The following is an 18,148-nucleotide window of genomic DNA, read 5'->3' as shown; positions in this document are numbered from 1 at the left end:
GCCCCGCCCGTCCCGCCGGCCCCCATGCCGGCTTGCCGCCGGGCAGGCCGCGCTCCCCGTTCTGGCCCATCAGCATCAGGAAGAGGCTCTTCAGCGCGGCCAGCCCGCGGGCACGCCGGACCGTCGCCTGGTCGGCCTCCGCGTACACGGCGAAGAAGCGCGCGGCCGCGCCCTCCGGCAGCAGGACCCAGGCGGCAGCCAGGTCCGTGGCCGGATCTCCGACGGACAGGTCGCCGAAGTCGACGATGCCCGCCAGCGTCCCGTCGGCGACGACGACGTTCGCGGGATGCAGGTCGCCGTGCACCCACACGGGCGGACCCTGCCATGCCGGGGCCGCGACGGCGTCCTCCCAGACAGCCCGGACGTCGGCGGCGTCGGAGCCGATCGCGTCGGCGTCGAGGGAGTCGAAGAACTGGTCGAAGCCTTCCGCGCAGTCCTCGGGGTGCGCGCCGCGGCCCGTGACGACCGGTGCGTCGGCGGGCGCCGGTGTGTGCAGCGCCCGCAGGAACGCCGCCAGGGTGTCGGCCGCGTGCTCGCCGCGGGTGATCGAGCCGCGGTCCAGGGGAAGACCCGGCACCCACGTCATGACCGTCCACACCTTGGGGAAACGCGCGGAGGGAGCACCGCTGCGCACCGGGACGGGGACGGGCAGCGGCAGATGCGGGGCGAGCTGCGGAAGCCACCGGCGCTCCTTGAGCTGGAGGCCGGGGTCGGTGTCCATGCGCTGGATCCGCACGGCCAGTTCGTCCCCGAGGCGCCACATCTGGTTGCCCCAACCGCCCTCCACCTCGCGCAGGCGCAGTTCGGCCAGGTCCGGGTGCTGGTCCCGCAGCAGGTCGCGGACGAGCTCCGCGGTGATCTCGGTCATGCGGAGGAACGATACCGGGGTCGGCCGCGACCCGTTTGCCTACGGGTTCTCACCGGTACTGCACTTCAGAGACCTTGAACGTCGACGCCCCCGACCGGTATCGGAGGCCGGGGGCGTGTCCGTTCTGGAGGGCTCAGAACTGGTCGGCGCGGATGGCGCCGAGAGCGGCGGTCCACTCGGCTCCGGCGAAGCTGAGGTGCCCGGCGTCTCTGTTCTGGGTGTCGCGCACCGCAGCGCCGGCGGGGAGGTCGGCGACCTCCACGCAGTTCTGTGTGGTGGAGCCGGAGTAGCTGGACTTGCGGAACGTCAGGTGGGATGTCTCAGGCATGGTGCGCCCTTCACTTCAAAGGGATGCGAGTCGGTCAGTGATCAGCTGGCGTGATTCCGCCACGGACAGGGCCTCGGCCTGCATGTAGTCATACACGTGCTGGTACCGGGTGATCTCCTGCGGTTTCTCCAGGTAGATCTCCTCGGACATGGCTTCAAGGTAGACCACGGGAAGATCCGGCGGCGGAAAGTCCATGATGACGAAGTTCCCGTTCATCGCCGCGTGTGGCCCCCTGCTGATGGGAAGTACCTGGATGCCGATGTTCGGGCGGTTTCCCATCTCCAGCAGGTACTCCAGCTGGCCGGACAACTCCGGGGTTATACGGAGGAGCGCGAGCTCATCGAGCACGGTCCAGAACGTCACCGGGCTCCGCGCCGCTGGAAGGAGTGGCCCGCGGTCGCCGTGAGCGCCACACTCCTGCTCGGACTGGCAGCCGCGGAGACGATCGGTCAGGAGGTCCTCCGGGCAGCCGGACTCCTCTGAACCCCACCCCACCCACACGGGACCCCGTTTTCCTGCGGGTTTCCGTGGACGTCAGCCTTCGTATCCCGGGCCGTCACACGGGGCCGCGAGTCTGGTCTCCTCGTGAATGCGATCAGACCCGACTCGCCCCCCGTCGTCCCCCGCGTCGGCAGCGCCCTTCCTCCGAAGACCGGCCATCGGCAGGAGATCGACGGCCTGCGCGCGGTCGCCGTCCTCCTGGTGGCCGTCTACCACGTGTGGTTCGGACGGGTCTCCGGCGGCGTCGACGTCTTCCTGCTGCTCACGGGATTCCTGGTCACCGGATCGCTGGTGCGGGCCGCCGAACGCGGAAGACTCGACTACGGCGCCTTCCTCGGGCGGCTCGCGGCGCGGCTGGTGCCCACCGCGGCGCTGGTGATCGTGGTGTCCCTGGTGGGCGCGCGCCTACTCCTCCCGGAGGCGCGTTGGCGCGACACGATCTCCGAAGCCCTGGCCGCCGCGTTCTACCACCAGAACTGGCACCTGGCGCTCGGGTCGGTCGACTACCTGGCCCGCGACGACGGCATGAGCCTCTTCCAGCACTTCTGGTCCCTGTCCATCCAGGGACAGTTCTACCTGTTGTGGCCGTTGGTGATCGGCCTGGCCGTGTGGTGGTCGGCCCGGAAGGGGGCGTCCCGGCGCCGGGTCCTGGTCATCGCGCTGGGCGCGGTCTTCGTCCTCTCCCTGGCCTATTCGGTGCTCATGACCCGTGCGGACCAGCCGTGGGCCTACTTCGACACCGGCGCGCGCCTGTGGGAGTTCGCGCTCGGCGGGCTGCTCGCTCTGGTCCTGCCGTACCTGAATCCGCCGCGGGCCGTCCGCCTCCTGCTGGGCTGGCTCGGCCTGGCCGCGCTGGTCCTGTGCGGGGTGCTCCTCCAGGTGTCCACGGTCTTCCCCGGCTACGCGGCCCTGTGGCCGACCCTGGCGGCGGCCGCGATCGTGGTCGCCGGGACCACCGGCTCCCGCTGGAGCGCCGACCGCTGGCTGACCCTGCGCCCGGTGCGCTACCTGGGTTCGATCTCCTACGCCCTGTACCTGTGGCACTGGCCGGTGCTGGTGTTCCACCTGTCGATCACCGGCCGCGATCTGGCCGACCCGCTCGGCGGCGCCGCCGTTCTGGCGCTCTCGGTCGCCCTGGCCGCGGTGACGACACCGCTCTCGGACCGGATCGTGGAGGCCGGCCGCGGCGGGTCGCGGCTGCGCGCTCCGGTGGTCGCCGCGGCCTGCCTGGTGCCCGTGGTGCTGTCCACAGGCCTGTGGACAGCCCGGCTGGACGCCCAGCAGCGCCAGCTGGAGGAGCTGCTCGCCGACCCGACCCGCTACCCGGGCGCGGCCGCGCTGCTCAGCGTCGGTCACGGCGACCACGGCGAGTACCCGGACCCGGTCCACCCGCCTCCGGCCTCGGCGGCCCAGGACGTCCCCGTCACCTACGACGACGGCTGCAACCAGTCCACGGCCGGAGCCGAGGCGATCACCTGCGTCTACGGTTCGGACGACCCGGACCGCACCGTCGCCCTGGTCGGCGGCTCCCACGCCGCACACTGGTTCCCCGCCCTGGAACAGATCGCCGAGCGCCGGAACTGGCAGCTGGTCAACATCACCAAGGGCGCCTGCCTGTTCACCGACGCACCCCAGCTCTACAAGGGCGAGCCCTACACCGCGTGCGCCGAGTGGAACCGCAACGCCATGACCGAACTCCGCGCCCTGCGCCCCGACGCGGTCTTCACCACCGGCACCACCACGAGTCTGGACGCCTCGGCGGGCTTCGGCGAGGAGGTCCTGGTGGACGGCTACGTCGACCGCTGGCACGAGCTGGCGGACCTGGACATCGAGGTCGTCGCGGTCCGCGACACCCCGCGCCTGCCCTTCGACGCCCCCGACTGCCTCTCCGAGTCCACTCCGCGGGAGTGCGCGGTCCCGCCCGCGGAGTCGATGGCCGAGCAGTCACCGCTCGACGGCGTTGGACTCCCCGCCAACACCGTCCCGCTGGACCTCACCGACCTGCTGTGCGAGCCCGACGCCTGCCATCCGGTCGTCGGCAACGTGCTCGTCTACTGGGACGCCGGCCACATCACCACCACCTACATGCGCACCCTCGCCCCGGAACTGGAGAAGCGCCTCCTCGCCGCCACCGAGTGGTAGCCGCCGCCGGGTGGTGACACGAGAGCGGCCGCCGCACCCGTACGGATACGGCGGCCGTGCAGGCGATGTCGAGGGCGGTCCTGACCCGTACGCTCCGGTGCTGTCGTTCCCCTGCTGGGGAGGGCGGCCCGGAGCCCGGCCTCAGACACCGGTCGGCGCGATCTCCCGGCCGGTCTCGCCCGTGTCGGTTTCCGTGCTCCGCCCGGCCGGAGCCCTCTCACCCTCTTCCGCCCGGGGGGTCTGCTTGAGCAGCAGGGCGGCCAGCACCGCCATGATCAGGGCGGTCACGCCGCCGACGGCGGCGGTGACGTGCAGCCCGCTCACGAAGGCCTCCCTGGCCGCGGCGAGCAGTTCCGTTCCGAGCGGGGCTTCCAGGCTCCGAGCGAGGTCCACCGCGGCGCCCAGGGACTCGCGGGCGGTGTGGACGTCCACGCCTTCGGGCGCCCACTCGGAGATCCGGCTGCGGTAGACGCCGAAGCCGATGCTTCCCATGACCGCGATACCCAGGCCGGCGCCGAGCTCGGTCGCGGTCTCGGACAGGGCCGAGGCCGTTCCCGAACGCTCCACCGGCGCCGATCCCACGATGAGGTCGGTTCCCAGAGCAGCCATCGGACCCAGGCCGACGCCCATCAGGGTGGAGGCCGCCACCAGGATCAGCAGACCTCCGGTGGCGTCGACCAGAGTCAGCGCGGACAGGGCTCCCGCGGTCAGCCCCAGGCCTCCCGCGATGACCAGCCCCGGGCGGGTCCTGGCTGCGAGGGCGGGAGCGCTCATCGCCCCGACCATCAGCCCGGCGGCGTTGGGCAGGGACCACAGGCCGGCCTGGAGGGGTGAGAGTCCCTGCACGAGCTGGAGGTACTGCAGCGTGAACAGTTGGGACCCCGCCATGACCATCAGACCCACGGTCAGCAGCGCGGCCGCCGTGCTGAAGGTTCGGTCGCGGAACAGGGTGAGGTCGACGAGCGGGTCGGCGAGGGTGCGCTGGCGGCGGACGAAGACCAGACCCGTGATCAGCCCGAGGGCCAGGAAGGCGAGCGGTGCGGTGCCCGGACCGTGCTCGGCCAGCACCTTGAGGCCGTAGACGAGCGACAGGATCGCGGCGAGGGAGAGCGCCGCGCTGGGCAGGTCCAGGTGTCCGGCGTCGGCGTTCCTGTGCTCGGGCAGCAGGAAGGGGGCCAGGACCAGCAGGAGCAGCATCACCGGCACGCCGAGCAGGAAGACCGATCCCCATTCGAAGCGGCTCAGGAGGAGCCCTCCGAGGAGCGGGCCCAGGGCGCCGCCGACGGCGAAGCACGCCATCCAGACGCTGACGGCGACCGTGCGCTGCGCCTGGTCGCGGAACATCGTCCGGATGAGGGAGAGCGTGGACGGCATCAGGGTCGCGCCCGCGACGCCGAGCAGTGCCCGGGCGAGGATCAGCATCTCGGCGCTGCTGGAGAAGGCGGCCAGAACGGAGGTGGCACCGAACGCGGCGCCTCCGATGAGGAGGAGTCTGCGCCGTCCGATGCGGTCGCCCAGGGTGCCCATGGTGATCAAAAACCCGGCGATGAGGAAGCCGTAGACGTCCAGGATCCACAGCATCTGGGAGGTCGTGGGTCTCAGGTCCGCGGTGAGGGAGGGGATGGCCAGGTGGAGGACGGTCATGTCCATGGCGAGCAGCAGTGTGGGCAGCGCCAGGACGGCGAGACCGGTCCACTCTCGGCGGCCCGCGCGGGGTGGGGAGTTGGCGGCCACGGGGGCCTCCTCATGTTCGGGGGTGATATTGAGGAGGCTAAAAGCTCAACTAATATTGATGTCAATGCGGTGAGGCGCGGGTCACGCCGGGGCGGCGGCCCGGAGGAGGCCCCGCCCCGGGTCCGGCCGGCGACCGGTGGCCCGCAAACGGCAGCAGCCTCCTGGTGAGGGACCCGTGTGGCGTGCGGGGACGGCGGGTAGTGTCCCCGACCACCACACCGCGCGAGACCGGGGGCCCGATGCGATCCGACGAGCGAATGATCCAGGCGGGCGGCGTCGAACTCTGCACGCAGGCCTTCGGGGAGGCCGGGCACCCGCCGATCCTGCTGATCGCCGGGAACGAGACGTCGATGGACTGGTGGGAGGACGGGTTCTGCGAACTCCTCGCCGCCGCGGGGCGCTTCGTCGTGCGCTACGACAGCAGGGACACCGGGCGGTCGACCCGCTTCCCGGTCGGTGAGCCCGGCTACTCCGGAGAGGCCCTCGTCCACGACGCCATCGGTGTACTGGACGGTTGGCGGCTGCCCCGGGCGCACGTCGCGGGGATCTCCTCGGGCGGCGGAATCGCCCAGTACCTCGGTGTGTGGAACGCCGACCGGGTCGCGTCGCTGACCCTGATGTCCACCACGGCGGTGAGCTCCGGGAACCAGCACCAGGAGCTGCCACCGCCGGCCGAGGCGGTCTCGCGGTCGTTCGCCGAACCGCTGCCCGAGCCCGACTGGAACGACCGTGACGCGGTGGTGGAGCACATGGTCGCCACGGAGCGCGTTTTCGCAGGAGGTGCTCCGGTCGACCCGGACCGGATCCGCAGGATCGTGACCCGGGCGATGGAACGCGGCGGCGGCATGGCCTCCGCGGCCAACCACTGGCTGGTCGCCGCGACGCCCCTGGGCGACCGGCTCGGCGAGATCACCGCGCCCACCCTCGTGCTGCACGGGCGGGAGGACCCGCTCTTCCCCTACCCCCATGCCGAAGCCCTCGCGGCCGAGATCCCCGGCGCCCGCCTGCACCCGCTCTCCGGCGTGGGCCACCAGCACCCGCCGCCGGCACTCTGGGACGAGGTGGTCGGGGCCATCGCCGAACACACCGCGCCTCTCTGAGCGCGCGGAGACGGCCGGGACAGCGCGAGGGCCGGACACGCGAAGGGCCGCCGTGCCCTTCACGGGTACGGCGGCCCCCGGCCTTCGAGCGGACCGCGCGGTTACCTCTCGGATCCCCGTTCGATGGCGGTGCCGATCTCGCCGACACGGTCGGCGAGCAGGCCCATCGCACCGATGGCCCTGGTCATGGGGTCGTCGTCGGACCCGCCCAGGGCACGGCCGCGGCAGAAGCCCTCCTTGACCTCGCGCCAGCGCTCCTCCTGCTCGGGGGTCATCACCCCGCGCAGTTCGGCGAGCTTGAGCAGGTTGGCCTCGGCGCCGGAGGTGAGGGTCTGGGCCTCGCCCAGGTAGTGGTCGTCGATGACGGCCTCCACCTCGGCCTCGTTCATGACCGGCACGATCTTCTCCGAGAGCCGGTTCATGTTCCGGTACGAGCCCTGCAGCTGGAACGGCGGTTCGGTCCGGGCGTCCTCGGACTGCGCGGCCGAGGCGATGTAGGCCTGGTTGTTGGCCAGGACCACCTCCTGGACCCGCAGCATCTTCTGGAGCACCGACACGATCCGGTCCACCTCGGCCGCCGAGTAGGGGTGCTTCAACCGATCCGTGCCGACCGAGTCGTCCCCCTGGGCCATCCGCACGAACGTGTACACGTCCTCACGGTCCCGGGTGGACAGCGGCGACAGGGTCTGGTTGGAGGTGAGCGCGTTCTCGATGTAGCTGAGCGCGAACAGCTCCTCCTTGCCGGACAGCACGTCACCCAGGTTGTACACGTCGGCCCGGTTGGCCAGCATGTCCGGGATCCGGAACCGCTTGCCCTGCTCGGTGTAGGGGTTGCCGGCCATGCAGACCGCGAACCGCTTGCCGCGCAGGTCGTAGGTGCGCGTGCGGCCCTCCCACACGCCCTCCATCCGGCGCTGGCCGTCGCAGAGCGAGATGAACTTCTGCAGGAGCTCCGGGTTGGTGTGCTGGATGTCGTCCAGGTACAGCATCGTGTTGCTGCCCATCTCCAGCGCGAAGGAGATCTTCTCGATCTCCTGGCGGGAGGTGGCGTCCGGGGCCTCGGCCGGGTCCAGCGAGGTGACCGCGTGCCCCAGCGCCGGTCCGTTGACCTTGACGAACACCAGCCCGAGACGGCTCGCCACATACTCCATGAGCGTGGTCTTGCCGTAGCCGGGCGGGGAGATGAGCAGCAGCAGACCGCTCTGGTCGGTGCGCTTGTCGTCCCCGGCCGCACCCAGCTGCTTGGCGAGGTTGTCGCCGATCAGCGGCAGGTACGACTCGTCCAGCAGCCGGTTGCGCACGAACCCGCTCATCACCTTGGGCCGGTACTCCTCCAGCCGCAGGCGCTCGCGCTCGTCGGCCACCAGGGCGTTGCGCCGGCGCTGGAAGTCCCGGTAGGCGGGCACCTCGACGGTGCGGAACCGCCGGGTGCGCGGCAGGATCTCGTCCAGCCGCACCTCCAGCGAGCGCTCGCTGATCCGCGGGTGCGAACCCAGCAGCCCGGAGACCCGCTCGCCCACCGCCGCCGAGGACTCGTACCGCTCCACGTCCCCGCCGGTCAGCTCGATCGCCGCGGCCTCGGGCAGGTCGCCCGGGGCGGGCGGCTCCTCCAGCGTGGTGGCGTACGCCTCCAGCCACGCCGTGACCAGCTGGTGCCGGGCAGCCACGTCGCCGCCGAGCCTGCGCAGGTCCTCCTCGAAGGCCTTGCGGGTGGTCTCCCGCGTGCTGCCCAGCGCCCGGTGGAACCGGTCCAGCAGCTGACGGGCGCCGGCACCGGAGACGAACCCGCGCTCGGAGGGCCCGTCCGCGGCCAGTTCCTCGAACAGGTAGTCGCCCACCAGCTCCAGGTCGGTGTCCTGGTACAGGCCGGTCTCGGTGAGGAAGGTGTCCACACCCTCGGCGAGCTCGGCGCGCAGACCGTCGATCGCCGCCGACTTCCGTGCTCCGAACACGCTCCGGGCACGGGCCAGCGAGGACGCCCTGGTCCTCCAGGCCCCCCGCCGCTCCCGCCCGGCGTCGCCCTCGCCCGTGCCGTACGCCCAGAACAGCTGCGCGACCGCCCGGGCCCGCCCGGGATAGCGCAGCAGACCGGCGCCGGCGCGCAGCCGCAGCAGCGAGGAGAGGATGCGGGTGGCGTCGTGGTCGTGCACGCCCCGCTCGTACCCCTCGTCGTACCGGGACTCCGCGACCCCGCGCACCAGGGACTGCAGTGAGTCCCCCTTCTCGGCGTGCAGCTCGGCGTCGCGCAGGGCGTCCAGGCTCAGGCCGTCCGTGCCCTCCTCGGCGGCGGTCAGGATCGACGTGGCCAGGTACTCGGCCCGGTACACCTCCGGGCTCTCCGAGACCAGCAGCCGGTCCCACAGGTGCTTGGTCTCCTGGAACGCCTCGTCCCTGACGGGCGCCCGGAAGTCGGTACCGGTGATGGCCACCGACATGTGACCGTCGTGCGGGGTGAGGGTGAGGTCGATCGGCTGGGTGTTGACCGCGAACCGGTGCTTGCCCAGTCGGATGGTCTCCCCTCCGGCACCGCCCTCGAACAGGTCGGTGCGGTCCTGGAGCGCCCGCCCCGCCTCCTGCCGGGCGGCCAGGATCTGGCCGTCCAGCTCCTCGGCGCGCACGGTGTCGCCGAGCTCGCGCATCTCCTGGGAGGTGCGGCGCAGCCGCGTCACCATCGCGTCCGAGGCGAAGTAGGTGTTGATGTCCTCCAGCGTGGTCAGCGCCGCGACCCGCCGGTGCACACCCTCCAGGACCCGGGCGGCGGAGGACGCCAGCCGGTCGGCCCTGCGGGAGCGCTCGTCGACCAGCGCCTGCTTGCGGGTGGAGAACGCCTCGTAGACGTCCTCGCGTTTGTCCGACAGCTCCTGGAGGAAGTCGTCGAACTCGGCGAAGCGCGACTCCAGGTTCTCCAGCTGGAGCATGATCCGGCCGAGCTGCTCGTCGCAGCGGTCCGGGGTGTCCGCGGCGGCGATCGCCCCGGTGATGGCCTGACCCAGCAGGGCGAACTCGGCGGCGAACTCGGCCCGGCCCTCCAGGGCCAGCAGTTCCCTGCGCCGTGACTCCAGCGTGGCGCGGGCCCGGTTGACCCCGGCCATCACCTCGCTGATCCGCTCCAGGATGCGGGTGCGCACCTGGGCGTCGCCGATGTCGAGGGAGCCGATCACCTCGGTGACGACCTGCAGGCCCTCGGTCTGTTCGGCGATCCGCTCGCCGACCGCGGTGGCGGCGCTGACCGCCTCCAGGGCCTCGGCCTCCTCGACCAGCCGCTCCACCTCGGAGTGGTAGCCGTCGAAGGCGTCGTCCTGTTCGAGGAAGGCCACGGTGCGGCGCCCGGCGGAGGCGATCTCCTCACCGAGGTCCTCCTCCACCGCGTCGATCCGGCCGGTGTCCACGTAGCGCATCTCGCGCAGCGTGGCCGCCTGCCCCTGGGCGCGGCGCAGGTCGGTCAGCCGGGTCACCCACCCCTCGGCCGAACGCGGGGTCTCGCCCCGGGAGCGGCGGATGAGCGCGGTGACCTTCTCCTCGGTCTCACGGAGGTGGCCGGCGGCCTGCCGGGTGAGTTCCTGGACGGTCTCGAACTCGTCCAGGACCCGCTCCGCCGTGGAGCGGACCTCGCCCAGCGGCCCCGCGAGGTCGCCCAGCTCCTCCTCACCGAGCCAGTGGAACCGGTCCAGGACCCGGCGGCAGGAGGCGATGAGCGCCTCGAACACCTCGGTGGAGGGCCGCATGTCCTCGGCGATCCGCGCCACCGACAGGCACTCGGACACACCCTGGACCAGCTCGGCGTTGCCGATCCGCTCCAGCGGCCCGGTGCCGACCGGCTGCGCGGCCGCGTACACGTCGGACACGTACGGGGTCTGCCACACCTGCATGGGGTGCACCCGGGTGGGCTCACCGGAGGTCTCGCGGAAGACCGTCATCGTCCCGTCGTCGAACAGCGAGTAGCCGTGGCAGACGATCGGGTTCGCGACCTCCTTGCGGATGGTGTTGTACGACAGCAGCAGGCTGCGGCCGTCCGCCCTCGAGTGGAAGACGTACAGGACGTCCTCGCCGTTGGGCGAGCGCACGACGCGCTCGAACTCCAGGTCGGTGACGTCGGTGTCGAAGGTCCGCGCCACCCCGGTGGCCAGGTAGTAGCCGCCGGGGAAGATGAGCCCCTGGTCGTCGGGCAGGCGCTGGCAGGACTGGCCGATGCCGTCGAGGCGCTCGACCTCCTTGGTGCGCGTGTTGAAGACCAGGTGGCGCCACGCGGACTCGTTGTACGGCAGGACCTTCAGCAGGATCAGCGCGCCGACCTGCGCGTGGAACACGGACGCGTCGGCCAGGCTCTGCAGCGGCTCGTCGACGGGCTCGCTGTAGATGCCCTCGCCGACCTCGGTGTTGTTCTCGACCTTGATGGTCAGGTCGCCGCCGACCGTCTCCACGAACAGTTCGTCGCGGATCGAGATGTGCGGGTGCCGGCCCGTCACGTGGTTCTCGCGGGTGGCCTCCGTCCACGAGAAGTCGTGCGAGGGCGGGAACACGTGGTCGCGTTCGCCGCGGTCGTCGAGGTAGGCGATCTCGCCGGTGGGCGAGACCGTCCACCGCAGCACCCGCACGTCCTCGGTGCGCGGGCCGATCTGGAACACGGCGAGCAGCCGCTCCTCGACCCGGCGCAGCTGGAGCAGGCGGGCGTCGCGGTAGTAGCGGTAGAGCTGAGCGAACTCCTGCTGGAACCGCTCGTCGGCGAGCAGGCCGGGGACGTCGCCCTCGGCCGCGTCGGTGAACTCGAAGGAGTCACCGCCGTGCTCGTACCGGTGCAGGGAGAACACGTCGGAGACGTGCGTCCGGCTCTGCATGCCGATGTAGACGTTGTAGCCGAAGAGGATCATGTCCCCGTCGGCGTCGGCCCCGACGGAGCGTCCGACGCTCACGATGTCCCGGGGCACGCAGTTGTGTTCGGTCCGGATGCGCTCGGTGCCGCGCAGGGAGAGCTCGGTTCCGCCGAACACCTCCAGACGGCGGTTGTTGAGTTCCTCGGTCCGCCGGGCCAGCTCACCGGTCTGTTCGCGGAGCCGGGCGCGGAGCACCTCGTAGGTGCCCGCGTCCAGCGACCGCGCGTCCTCGGCTTCCGGCCCGGGGCCGTCGGTCTCCCGGGTCTGTGTTTCCTGGGAGTGGGCCTCGGTCACGGAGGACTACCTCACTGCTTCACGGGGGCGAGAGCGTTCACGGGAAGCTGGTCCAGGCCCATGGAGCGGGCCGTGGTGAGCAGGTTGTCGAGCTTGCCCGCCTGGGGGCCGCCCGCCGCGATGAGCTTGAGCAGCAGCGCGGAGACGGTGAGGTTCTTGACGTCCTCGGTGTCGGCCTCGGCCAGGATCTTCTTGATGTCCTCGGCGAAGTTGCCCTCGCCGTTGAGCCAGCCGCTGCCCAGCGCCTGCACGGTGTCGGAGCTGCCGACGAAACCGTCGACGGCCTTGCCCATGCCGATCGAGTTGACCATCCGGTCGAAGAAGGCGCCGTCGCCGCCGACGATGCTGATGTCGGCGCTCTCCAGACCGGCGGCCATCGCCGTGGCCTGGGCCTCGGCGACCTGACGGTGCACGTCGATCCCGGCCAGGCGGACCTCCTTCTCGGCGTCCAGGCGCAGGCGGTACTCCTCGTGCTCGCGGCTGACCTGGTCCAGGGCGGCCATGGCGGCGGCCTTGTCGGTCAGACCGGCGGCCTCGGCGCGCAGCTTCTTCTCGACGGCCTCGGCCTCGACGTCGGCCTTCTCACGGGCCACGACGGCCTCGGCGCGGCCGAGCTTCTCGACGGCCTCGGCGTCCTGCTCGCGGACCTGGACCTCGGCCAGACCGGCGGCCGCGGCCTCGGCCTGCAGGCCCTCGGCGAGACGGATCTTGGCGCGGGTGTCCAGCTCGGCGGCCTGCTGGCGGGCCTCGGCGAGCGTGAGCTCCTCCTGGGCCTTGTGCTTGGCGGCGGCCTCGGCGGCCTCGGCGGCCTTGATGTCCTTGACCAGGTTCTCCTGGGCTTCGGCCTCGGCGTGGATGATGACGGCCTGGCGCTGGCGCTCGGCTTCCTCGACCGTGCGGAGCTTCTTGATCGCCTCTTCCTGCTCGGCGACGGTGCGGTCGACGGCGATCCGCTCGCGGACGACGTCGGCGACCTCGCGCTTCTCGGCCTCGACCTCCTTGTCCTTGGCGATGCGGCTCAGCTCGGTCTCGCGCTCGCGGCCGATGACCTCCAGCAGGCGGTCCTTCTCGATGCGCTCGGTCTCGATCGCGATGACGCGCTCGCGGTTCTTCTCGGCGACGGCGATCTCACGGCGCTGGTTCTCGGACTGGACACCGAGCTGCTCGTCGGTGCGCAGGTTGGCCGTCTGGGCCTTGAGGCGCTCCTCGGCCTGGACCCGGGCGGTCTCGGCCTCCTCCTGCGCGCGGATGATCTCGATCTCGCGCTTGGCCTTGGCGGCCGCCTCCTCGCGGCGCTTCTCCAGCTCGGCGAGGGTCTCGGCGGTCTCCGTGTTCTGGCGGTCGAGTTCCTTCTTGCGGTCGTTCTCGAACTCGTTGGTGCGCTTGTGCTCCTTGGCGGTGCGCTCCGTGATCTTCGAGATGCCCTGCGCGTCGAGGATGTTGTTGGCGTCGTGCTGGTGCAGGGGGGTCTGCTCCAGCTCGTCGATGGCGACGTCCTCGAGGATGTAGCCGTTGAGGTCGGTGCCGATCAGCGACACGATCGCGTGGCGGAACTGCTCGCGGTGGGTGAACAGCTCCTCGAAGTCGAACTGCTTGCCGACCGTCTTGAGGGCCTCGGAGAACTTGGAGTTGAAGAGCTCCTGGAGGGTGTCCTGGTCGCTGGCGCGCTCGGTGCCGATCGCCTTCGCGACCTTCTTGACGTCCTCGGCGGTCTCGTTGACCCGGACGTAGAAGAACACCTTGATGTCCGCGCGGATGTTGTCCTTGCAGGTCAGGCCTTCGCGGCCGCCCCGCTCCAGGGTCAGGCTCTTGAGGGAGATGTCCATGATCTCGGCCTTGTGCAGGACCGGGAGGACGATGGAGCCGGTGAAGGTGACGTGGACGTCCCGCACCTTGGAGATGATCAGGGCCTTGCCCTGCTCGACCTTGCGGAACAGTCTCGTCACCATCAGCAGGAGGGCGATGAGGACGACGATGCCGACGGCCAGGGCGACGCCGACGGTCAGGAAGGCCGCGTCGGCCGCCTCCTGCCCGGTGGAGGATGCACTCAGCAACACGTAGGGGTCTCTTTCTGCGCAGGGAACGGGGGCCGCTCGGCACCGTGGGGGGTCGGGCGGTGGAGGGGCACCGGCCCGAGGGGCGAGGAGCGTTCGTTGTGGGGGTATGACGCGCCCGGAGGGCGAACGGTTCCGGCGGAGACGCAAGGAACGTCCCTGGTCACCGCGGGCGAAGGGGAGCGTGCGTGGTCAGGCGGCCGGGGAGCCCTCCGGAGGCTCTCCGGGCCCCGGGTGCTACTGGCCGGGGTCGAGCGCCGCGTCGAAGGCGGTCACCAGGAAGACGTCGTCGTCCGGGCTGTGGTCGAAGATCAGCGCGGTGCTGCCCAGGGGGAGGACCTCACCGCTGGTGGTGCGTACGGGGATGGAGATCGCGGCGCCGCCCGCGGTGGTGATCTCGGCCTGGCCGAAGTCCTCGCGGGCCTCGCCGATCCGGATCACGCAGGTGCGCCCGACCAGTTCGTGCTTGGAGTCGCTCCTGCGCTTGGGCAGGAAGCGCTGGAAGCCCATGACCACACCGCTGGTGACCGCCCAGGCGGCGACCAGCGCGATGAGCAGGACCACGGCGCCGAGCGCGTACAGCAGCGGTGTGGAGGAGGTGTCGACGAGGCTGGTCAAGATGCTTCCCATCATGCTCACGAACCAGGCGACACAGATCAGCATCGTCAGGGCCACGGTCACGGGAATCCTTCCCAAGCCGGCCTTGCTCAGCACCGCGCTCAGCCCGGCCGCGTCACCGTCGGCGTCGACGCTGTCGAGCATCTCGGTGTCGGCCGCGCCGACGACCACGAAGACCCAGTAGCCCAGCACGACGACGAGCATCGGCGTGAACAGGACCGTGGGGAACCCGAAGGCCGCACCGAGGAAAAGCCCCATCCCGTGCACCCACTCCTACCGTCGCGACCGTGCCGGAACTCTACCGAACGCCCCAGATCAGCCGATGCTTCGGGGCCCGTCCTGACCACTTGTGGACACTGCCCGAGGCTGTCGTCGGGCCGGCGTGCGGGGTAGTCGTGGATCAGGCGTTCCACGGACGGCTCACGCGCGAGGTGTCCGAGAGGAGTCATGGACCCTGTGCCACGAGGAGATCAGCGCGTGTTCGGAAAAACCGAAGAGGTCGGTGAACCCGACCGTGGTCAGGGTGCCGAGGTCGGTGAAGTCGCCCTCCACGACGACGGTCTCCCCGTCCGTGCGCCGTCGACGGATCCGGTGCATGCCCCGGCCGCTGAGGTGTGTGCGGGCGAGCGCGCCCGACTCGGCCTTTCCCCGAGCCGTCCTCCCCAACGGGAGGTGGAAGCTGGCCCCTGTGTCCAGGAGTGACATGCAGCTGTCGAGGTCGCCCAGGTCGAGGTAGTCGTAGAACAGCAGCACGTGCTCGAGTCCGATCCTGGCCACCTGGTCGCTGCGCTGTCGTCGTCCTCCGGCGGTGTCCCGCACGGTGTGCCTCCTCTCGTGATCGCCCTCTGCCTGCCTCCCGTCCCCTGAATGATCGTCCGCGGGCATGTTCATTTCTTATTTCCCGACTATCGTTGTTGCTTTTGGGGTTTTGTGGTCGAATGGTATTTCTTTGTCTGCGAGCCGCTCGTGCGCTGAGTTCCGGGATCCGAGTGTGAGTGTTCCGGGACGGGTGGCCATGAAAGGCGGGGTTCGTCATGGGTGACCTGTTGTCGGAGAAAGTGCTGTTCCGTGCCCTCGGGCCGCTTCTCGTCGAGAGCGGCTCCGGCCCTCTGAAGGTCCCTTCGGGAAGGCAGCAGGCGGTGCTTTCCTCGTTGCTCCTGGAGGCCGGACACGTGGTTTCGACGCACTATCTCCTCGACGTCCTCTGGGAGCACGACCCGCCGGAAACCGCCCGCACCCAGGTGCAGATCTGCGTCTCCCGCCTGCGCCGCCTGATCGTCTCCACGGGCGCGGTCATCGAGACCAGGAGCCCTGGCTACGTGCTGCGCACCCCCGAGGGGACGGTCGACCTCCAGCACCAGCGCCTGCTCGCGCACAGGGCCGACGACCTGCTCGCCCGGGGCGAGGACGAGGACGCGGTCCGGCTTCTGCGCCGCGCGGTCGGGCTGTGGCGCGGGCCCACCCTTTCCGGGGTGGACTGCCGGGCGGTCCAGGCGAAGGCGGTCGAGCTGGACGAGGTGCGGGCGGGCCTGCTGGAGAAGGTGCTCGACGCCGAGCTCCGGCTGGGTCGGCACGCCGAGACGGTGGCCGAGGCCGGCCGCCTGGTGGAGGAGTACCCGTTCCGGGAGGGGATGCGCGCCGGACTGATGTTGGCGCTGTACCGCACCGGGCGGCGGGCGGAGGCCCTGGAGGTCCACAGGGTCGGCCGTGAGCTGTTGCAGAGGGAGCGGGGAGTCGCCCCCGGGGAACGCCTGTGCTCGCTGGAGAGGGACATTCTCGCCGGGGACCCCGGCCTGGCCGCACCGGACCGGACCGGGCGGCGTACGTGGTGGAGGCGGTGGCCGCGGCGCGGCCCGCACCGACCGAGGGCTCCCCGACCGAGGGCTCCCCGGCCGAGGGCTCCCCGGTCGGGGGCCCGGCGCGGAACGGGGCGGGGCCGTCCCGGATCACCTCGGGCGGACCGGTGCCGCGCCAACTGCCCCACGCGATCGCCGACTTCGTGGGGAGGGAGGACGTCCTCGCGGTGGTGGGGGACGCCCTGGTCGGTGACCGCGCCACCGGGGTGGCGGTGCTGGTCGGCAGGCCCGGCGTCGGCAAGAGCTCCACCGCGGTCAGGGCGGCGCACCTGCTCGCCGGACAGAACTATCCCGATGGGCAGCTCTACTGCGACATGAGGGGGACCGGGGGCGAACCGGTGGACTCGGCGGACGCGCTCGGACGGTTCCTGCGCTCCCTGGGAATGGCCGGCCAGGAGGTGCCGGACGACACCGACGAGCGGGCCTCCGTGTACCGGGGGCTGCTGGCCAACCGCAGGGTGCTGGTCGTGTTGGACGACGCGGCTTCCGAGACACAGGTGGTGCCGCTGCTGCCCGGGCACCGGCGCTGCGGAGTGATCGTCACGTCCCGCTCCCGGTTCACCGCTCTTCCCGGTGTCGTCCCGGCCGAGATGGATCCACTGACCGCCGATCAGGCGGTCCGGCTCCTGTGCCGGGTTCTCGGCGAGGAGCGGGTGGCTCGGGAGGAGGGTGCCGCGCGCACACTCGTCCGTATGGTCGGCCGGCTCCCCCTGGCGCTGCGCGTGGCCGCCGCCCGGCTGGCCGCCCGGTCGCACTGGCCGATCGCGGCCATGGTGGAGCGGTTGGCGGACGAGCGCAGCCGTCTGGACGAGCTCACCCACGGGGATCTCACGGTCCGGGCCAGTCTCTCGCTCACGTACGAGAGCCTCGGGGAGGCGGAGAGCCGGGCCTTCGCCCTGCTCGGCATGGTGGCGGGGCGGACGATCCCCTCCTGGACGGTGGGGGCGGTGTTCGACGACCGCCGGACGTGGCCCTCCGACCTGGCCGAGCCGTTGGTCGACGCCTACGTGCTCGATGTCGTCGGCCGGGATCCGGCCGGGGAACCGGTCTACCGGTTCCCCGACCTGGCACGGGCCTACGCACGGGAGAAGCTGTACCAGGCACAGGACGAGTCGGCGCGGTCGCGCGCCCTGGAACGGGTGGCCGGTGGCTGGTCGGCCCTGGTGGAGGCGGCCAACCGGAGGAACGGCGGGGGCGGGCACGACCGTCCCGGCGCCGTCCACGCCCCCTGGAGCCCGCCGGACCTCCTGGTGGAGCGCCTCGTGGCGGACCCGGCGGTCTGGTTCGAGCAGGAGCGCGCCAACCTGTTCCAGACGGTGGAGCACACCGCGCGGGAAGGGCTGCACCGGCAGTGCTGGCGGCTGGTGACGGGGCTTTCCGAGTTCCTGGTCCGGAGCGGGGGCGTCGAGGACCTGCGCGGTGTGTACGAGAGCGCGCTGCCCCTGACGGAAGCCGCTCCCCGGGCCGGTGCGGCGCCGAGGAGCCCCGGGTCCGTCCAGGGACCCGGCCGCGAGATCCCGCGGTCCGTGCACGAGCGGGCTCTGTCGGTGTTCACCGAGCGGGGGGAGGAACAAGGGCGCGCGCTGGTCCTGCGCCACCTCTCCCACCTGGGGACACGGGAGGGGGAAGGGGCGGTCACCGGGTTCCGGAGGGACGCTCACCTCTCCCCCTGAGGCCGGTTCCCGCGGAGGCCGACAGTACGCATCGGATCTCCTCGGAGGTCGGTTCCGTGTGGTCGTGCGGCTGTGGGCCAAGGTAGGGGTCCGCGCTGTCCCCTTCCTA

The 18,148-nt window shown here is 71.3% G+C and carries 12 protein-coding genes; 4 read left to right on the top strand and 8 right to left on the bottom strand.

What is annotated here, in order from left to right; all coding sequences use genetic code 11:
* The 3 genes from D458_RS0106685 to D458_RS33095 all read right to left on the bottom strand — a co-directional run.
* Window positions 1–868, bottom strand: an 868-nt coding sequence (locus D458_RS0106685; protein WP_017585951.1) for an aminoglycoside phosphotransferase family protein, incomplete at its 3' end; no start/stop codon positions are given.
* A gap of 133 nt (window positions 869–1,001) precedes the next feature.
* Entirely contained in the window at window positions 1,002–1,196 is a 195-nt protein-coding gene (locus D458_RS0106680; RefSeq protein WP_017585950.1) for a DUF397 domain-containing protein, read from the bottom strand.
* 15 nt (window positions 1,197–1,211) lie between these two features.
* Window positions 1,212–1,691 (bottom strand): DUF5753 domain-containing protein, encoded by a 480-nt coding sequence (locus tag D458_RS33095; RefSeq protein WP_338036971.1) that lies wholly within the window; start codon window positions 1,689–1,691, stop codon window positions 1,212–1,214.
* 90 nt (window positions 1,692–1,781) lie between these two features.
* Between D458_RS33095 and D458_RS0106670 the strand changes: the two genes are divergently transcribed.
* Window positions 1,782–3,839 carry an acyltransferase family protein gene (locus D458_RS0106670; protein ID WP_017585948.1) on the top strand — a complete coding sequence of 686 codons (2,058 nt, stop codon included), beginning with the start codon at window positions 1,782–1,784 and terminating at the stop codon, window positions 3,837–3,839.
* A gap of 141 nt (window positions 3,840–3,980) precedes the next feature.
* On the opposite strand, the gene D458_RS0106665 is transcribed toward D458_RS0106670, so the two are convergent.
* Window positions 3,981–5,573 (bottom strand): MFS transporter, encoded by a 1,593-nt coding sequence (locus D458_RS0106665; protein WP_017585947.1) that lies wholly within the window; start codon window positions 5,571–5,573, stop codon window positions 3,981–3,983.
* Between the two features lie 239 nt (window positions 5,574–5,812).
* Here D458_RS0106665 and D458_RS0106660 point away from each other — a divergent pair, with 239 nt between their 5' ends.
* Window positions 5,813–6,673, top strand: coding sequence for an alpha/beta fold hydrolase (locus D458_RS0106660; protein ID WP_026119057.1), 861 nt, complete (start codon window positions 5,813–5,815; stop codon window positions 6,671–6,673).
* Between the two features lie 101 nt (window positions 6,674–6,774).
* Here D458_RS0106660 and D458_RS0106655 read toward each other — a convergent pair whose 3' ends face one another.
* The 4 genes from D458_RS0106655 to D458_RS33090 all read right to left on the bottom strand — a co-directional run bounded on the left by D458_RS0106655 (window position 6,775) and on the right by D458_RS33090 (window position 15,329).
* Entirely contained in the window at window positions 6,775–11,838 is a 5,064-nt protein-coding gene (locus D458_RS0106655) for a DNA repair ATPase (RefSeq protein ID WP_017585945.1), read from the bottom strand.
* Between the two features lie 11 nt (window positions 11,839–11,849).
* Window positions 11,850–13,895: a flotillin family protein gene (locus D458_RS0106650; protein ID WP_026119056.1), complete on the bottom strand. Its 2,046-nt coding sequence runs from the start codon at window positions 13,893–13,895 to the stop codon at window positions 11,850–11,852.
* A 234-nt stretch (window positions 13,896–14,129) separates the two neighbouring features.
* Window positions 14,130–14,768 carry an OB-fold-containig protein gene (locus D458_RS0106645; protein ID WP_017585943.1) on the bottom strand — a complete coding sequence of 213 codons (639 nt, stop codon included), beginning with the start codon at window positions 14,766–14,768 and terminating at the stop codon, window positions 14,130–14,132.
* A 162-nt stretch (window positions 14,769–14,930) separates the two neighbouring features.
* Entirely contained in the window at window positions 14,931–15,329 is a 399-nt protein-coding gene (locus D458_RS33090; RefSeq protein WP_239647903.1) for a nuclear transport factor 2 family protein, read from the bottom strand.
* 215 nt (window positions 15,330–15,544) lie between these two features.
* Here D458_RS33090 and D458_RS37395 point away from each other — a divergent pair, with 215 nt between their 5' ends.
* Both D458_RS37395 and D458_RS33085 read left to right on the top strand, forming a co-directional pair.
* Window positions 15,545–16,684 (top strand): AfsR/SARP family transcriptional regulator, encoded by a 1,140-nt coding sequence (locus tag D458_RS37395; protein WP_017585941.1) that lies wholly within the window; start codon window positions 15,545–15,547, stop codon window positions 16,682–16,684.
* A complete protein-coding gene (locus tag D458_RS33085) occupies window positions 16,573–18,039 on the top strand; it encodes an NB-ARC domain-containing protein (RefSeq protein ID WP_338036970.1) in 1,467 nt (488 codons plus the stop codon). The genes D458_RS37395 and D458_RS33085 overlap by 112 nt, the downstream gene beginning before the upstream one ends.
* The last annotated feature ends 109 nt before the right edge of the window (window positions 18,040–18,148 follow it).

This window comes from Nocardiopsis ganjiahuensis DSM 45031 (assembly GCF_000341085.1).
GTDB classification, from domain to species: domain Bacteria; phylum Actinomycetota; class Actinomycetes; order Streptosporangiales; family Streptosporangiaceae; genus Nocardiopsis; species Nocardiopsis ganjiahuensis.
The sequence above is the reverse complement of the archived record's forward strand: the minus strand, read 5'-3'. Positions and strand labels throughout refer to the sequence as shown.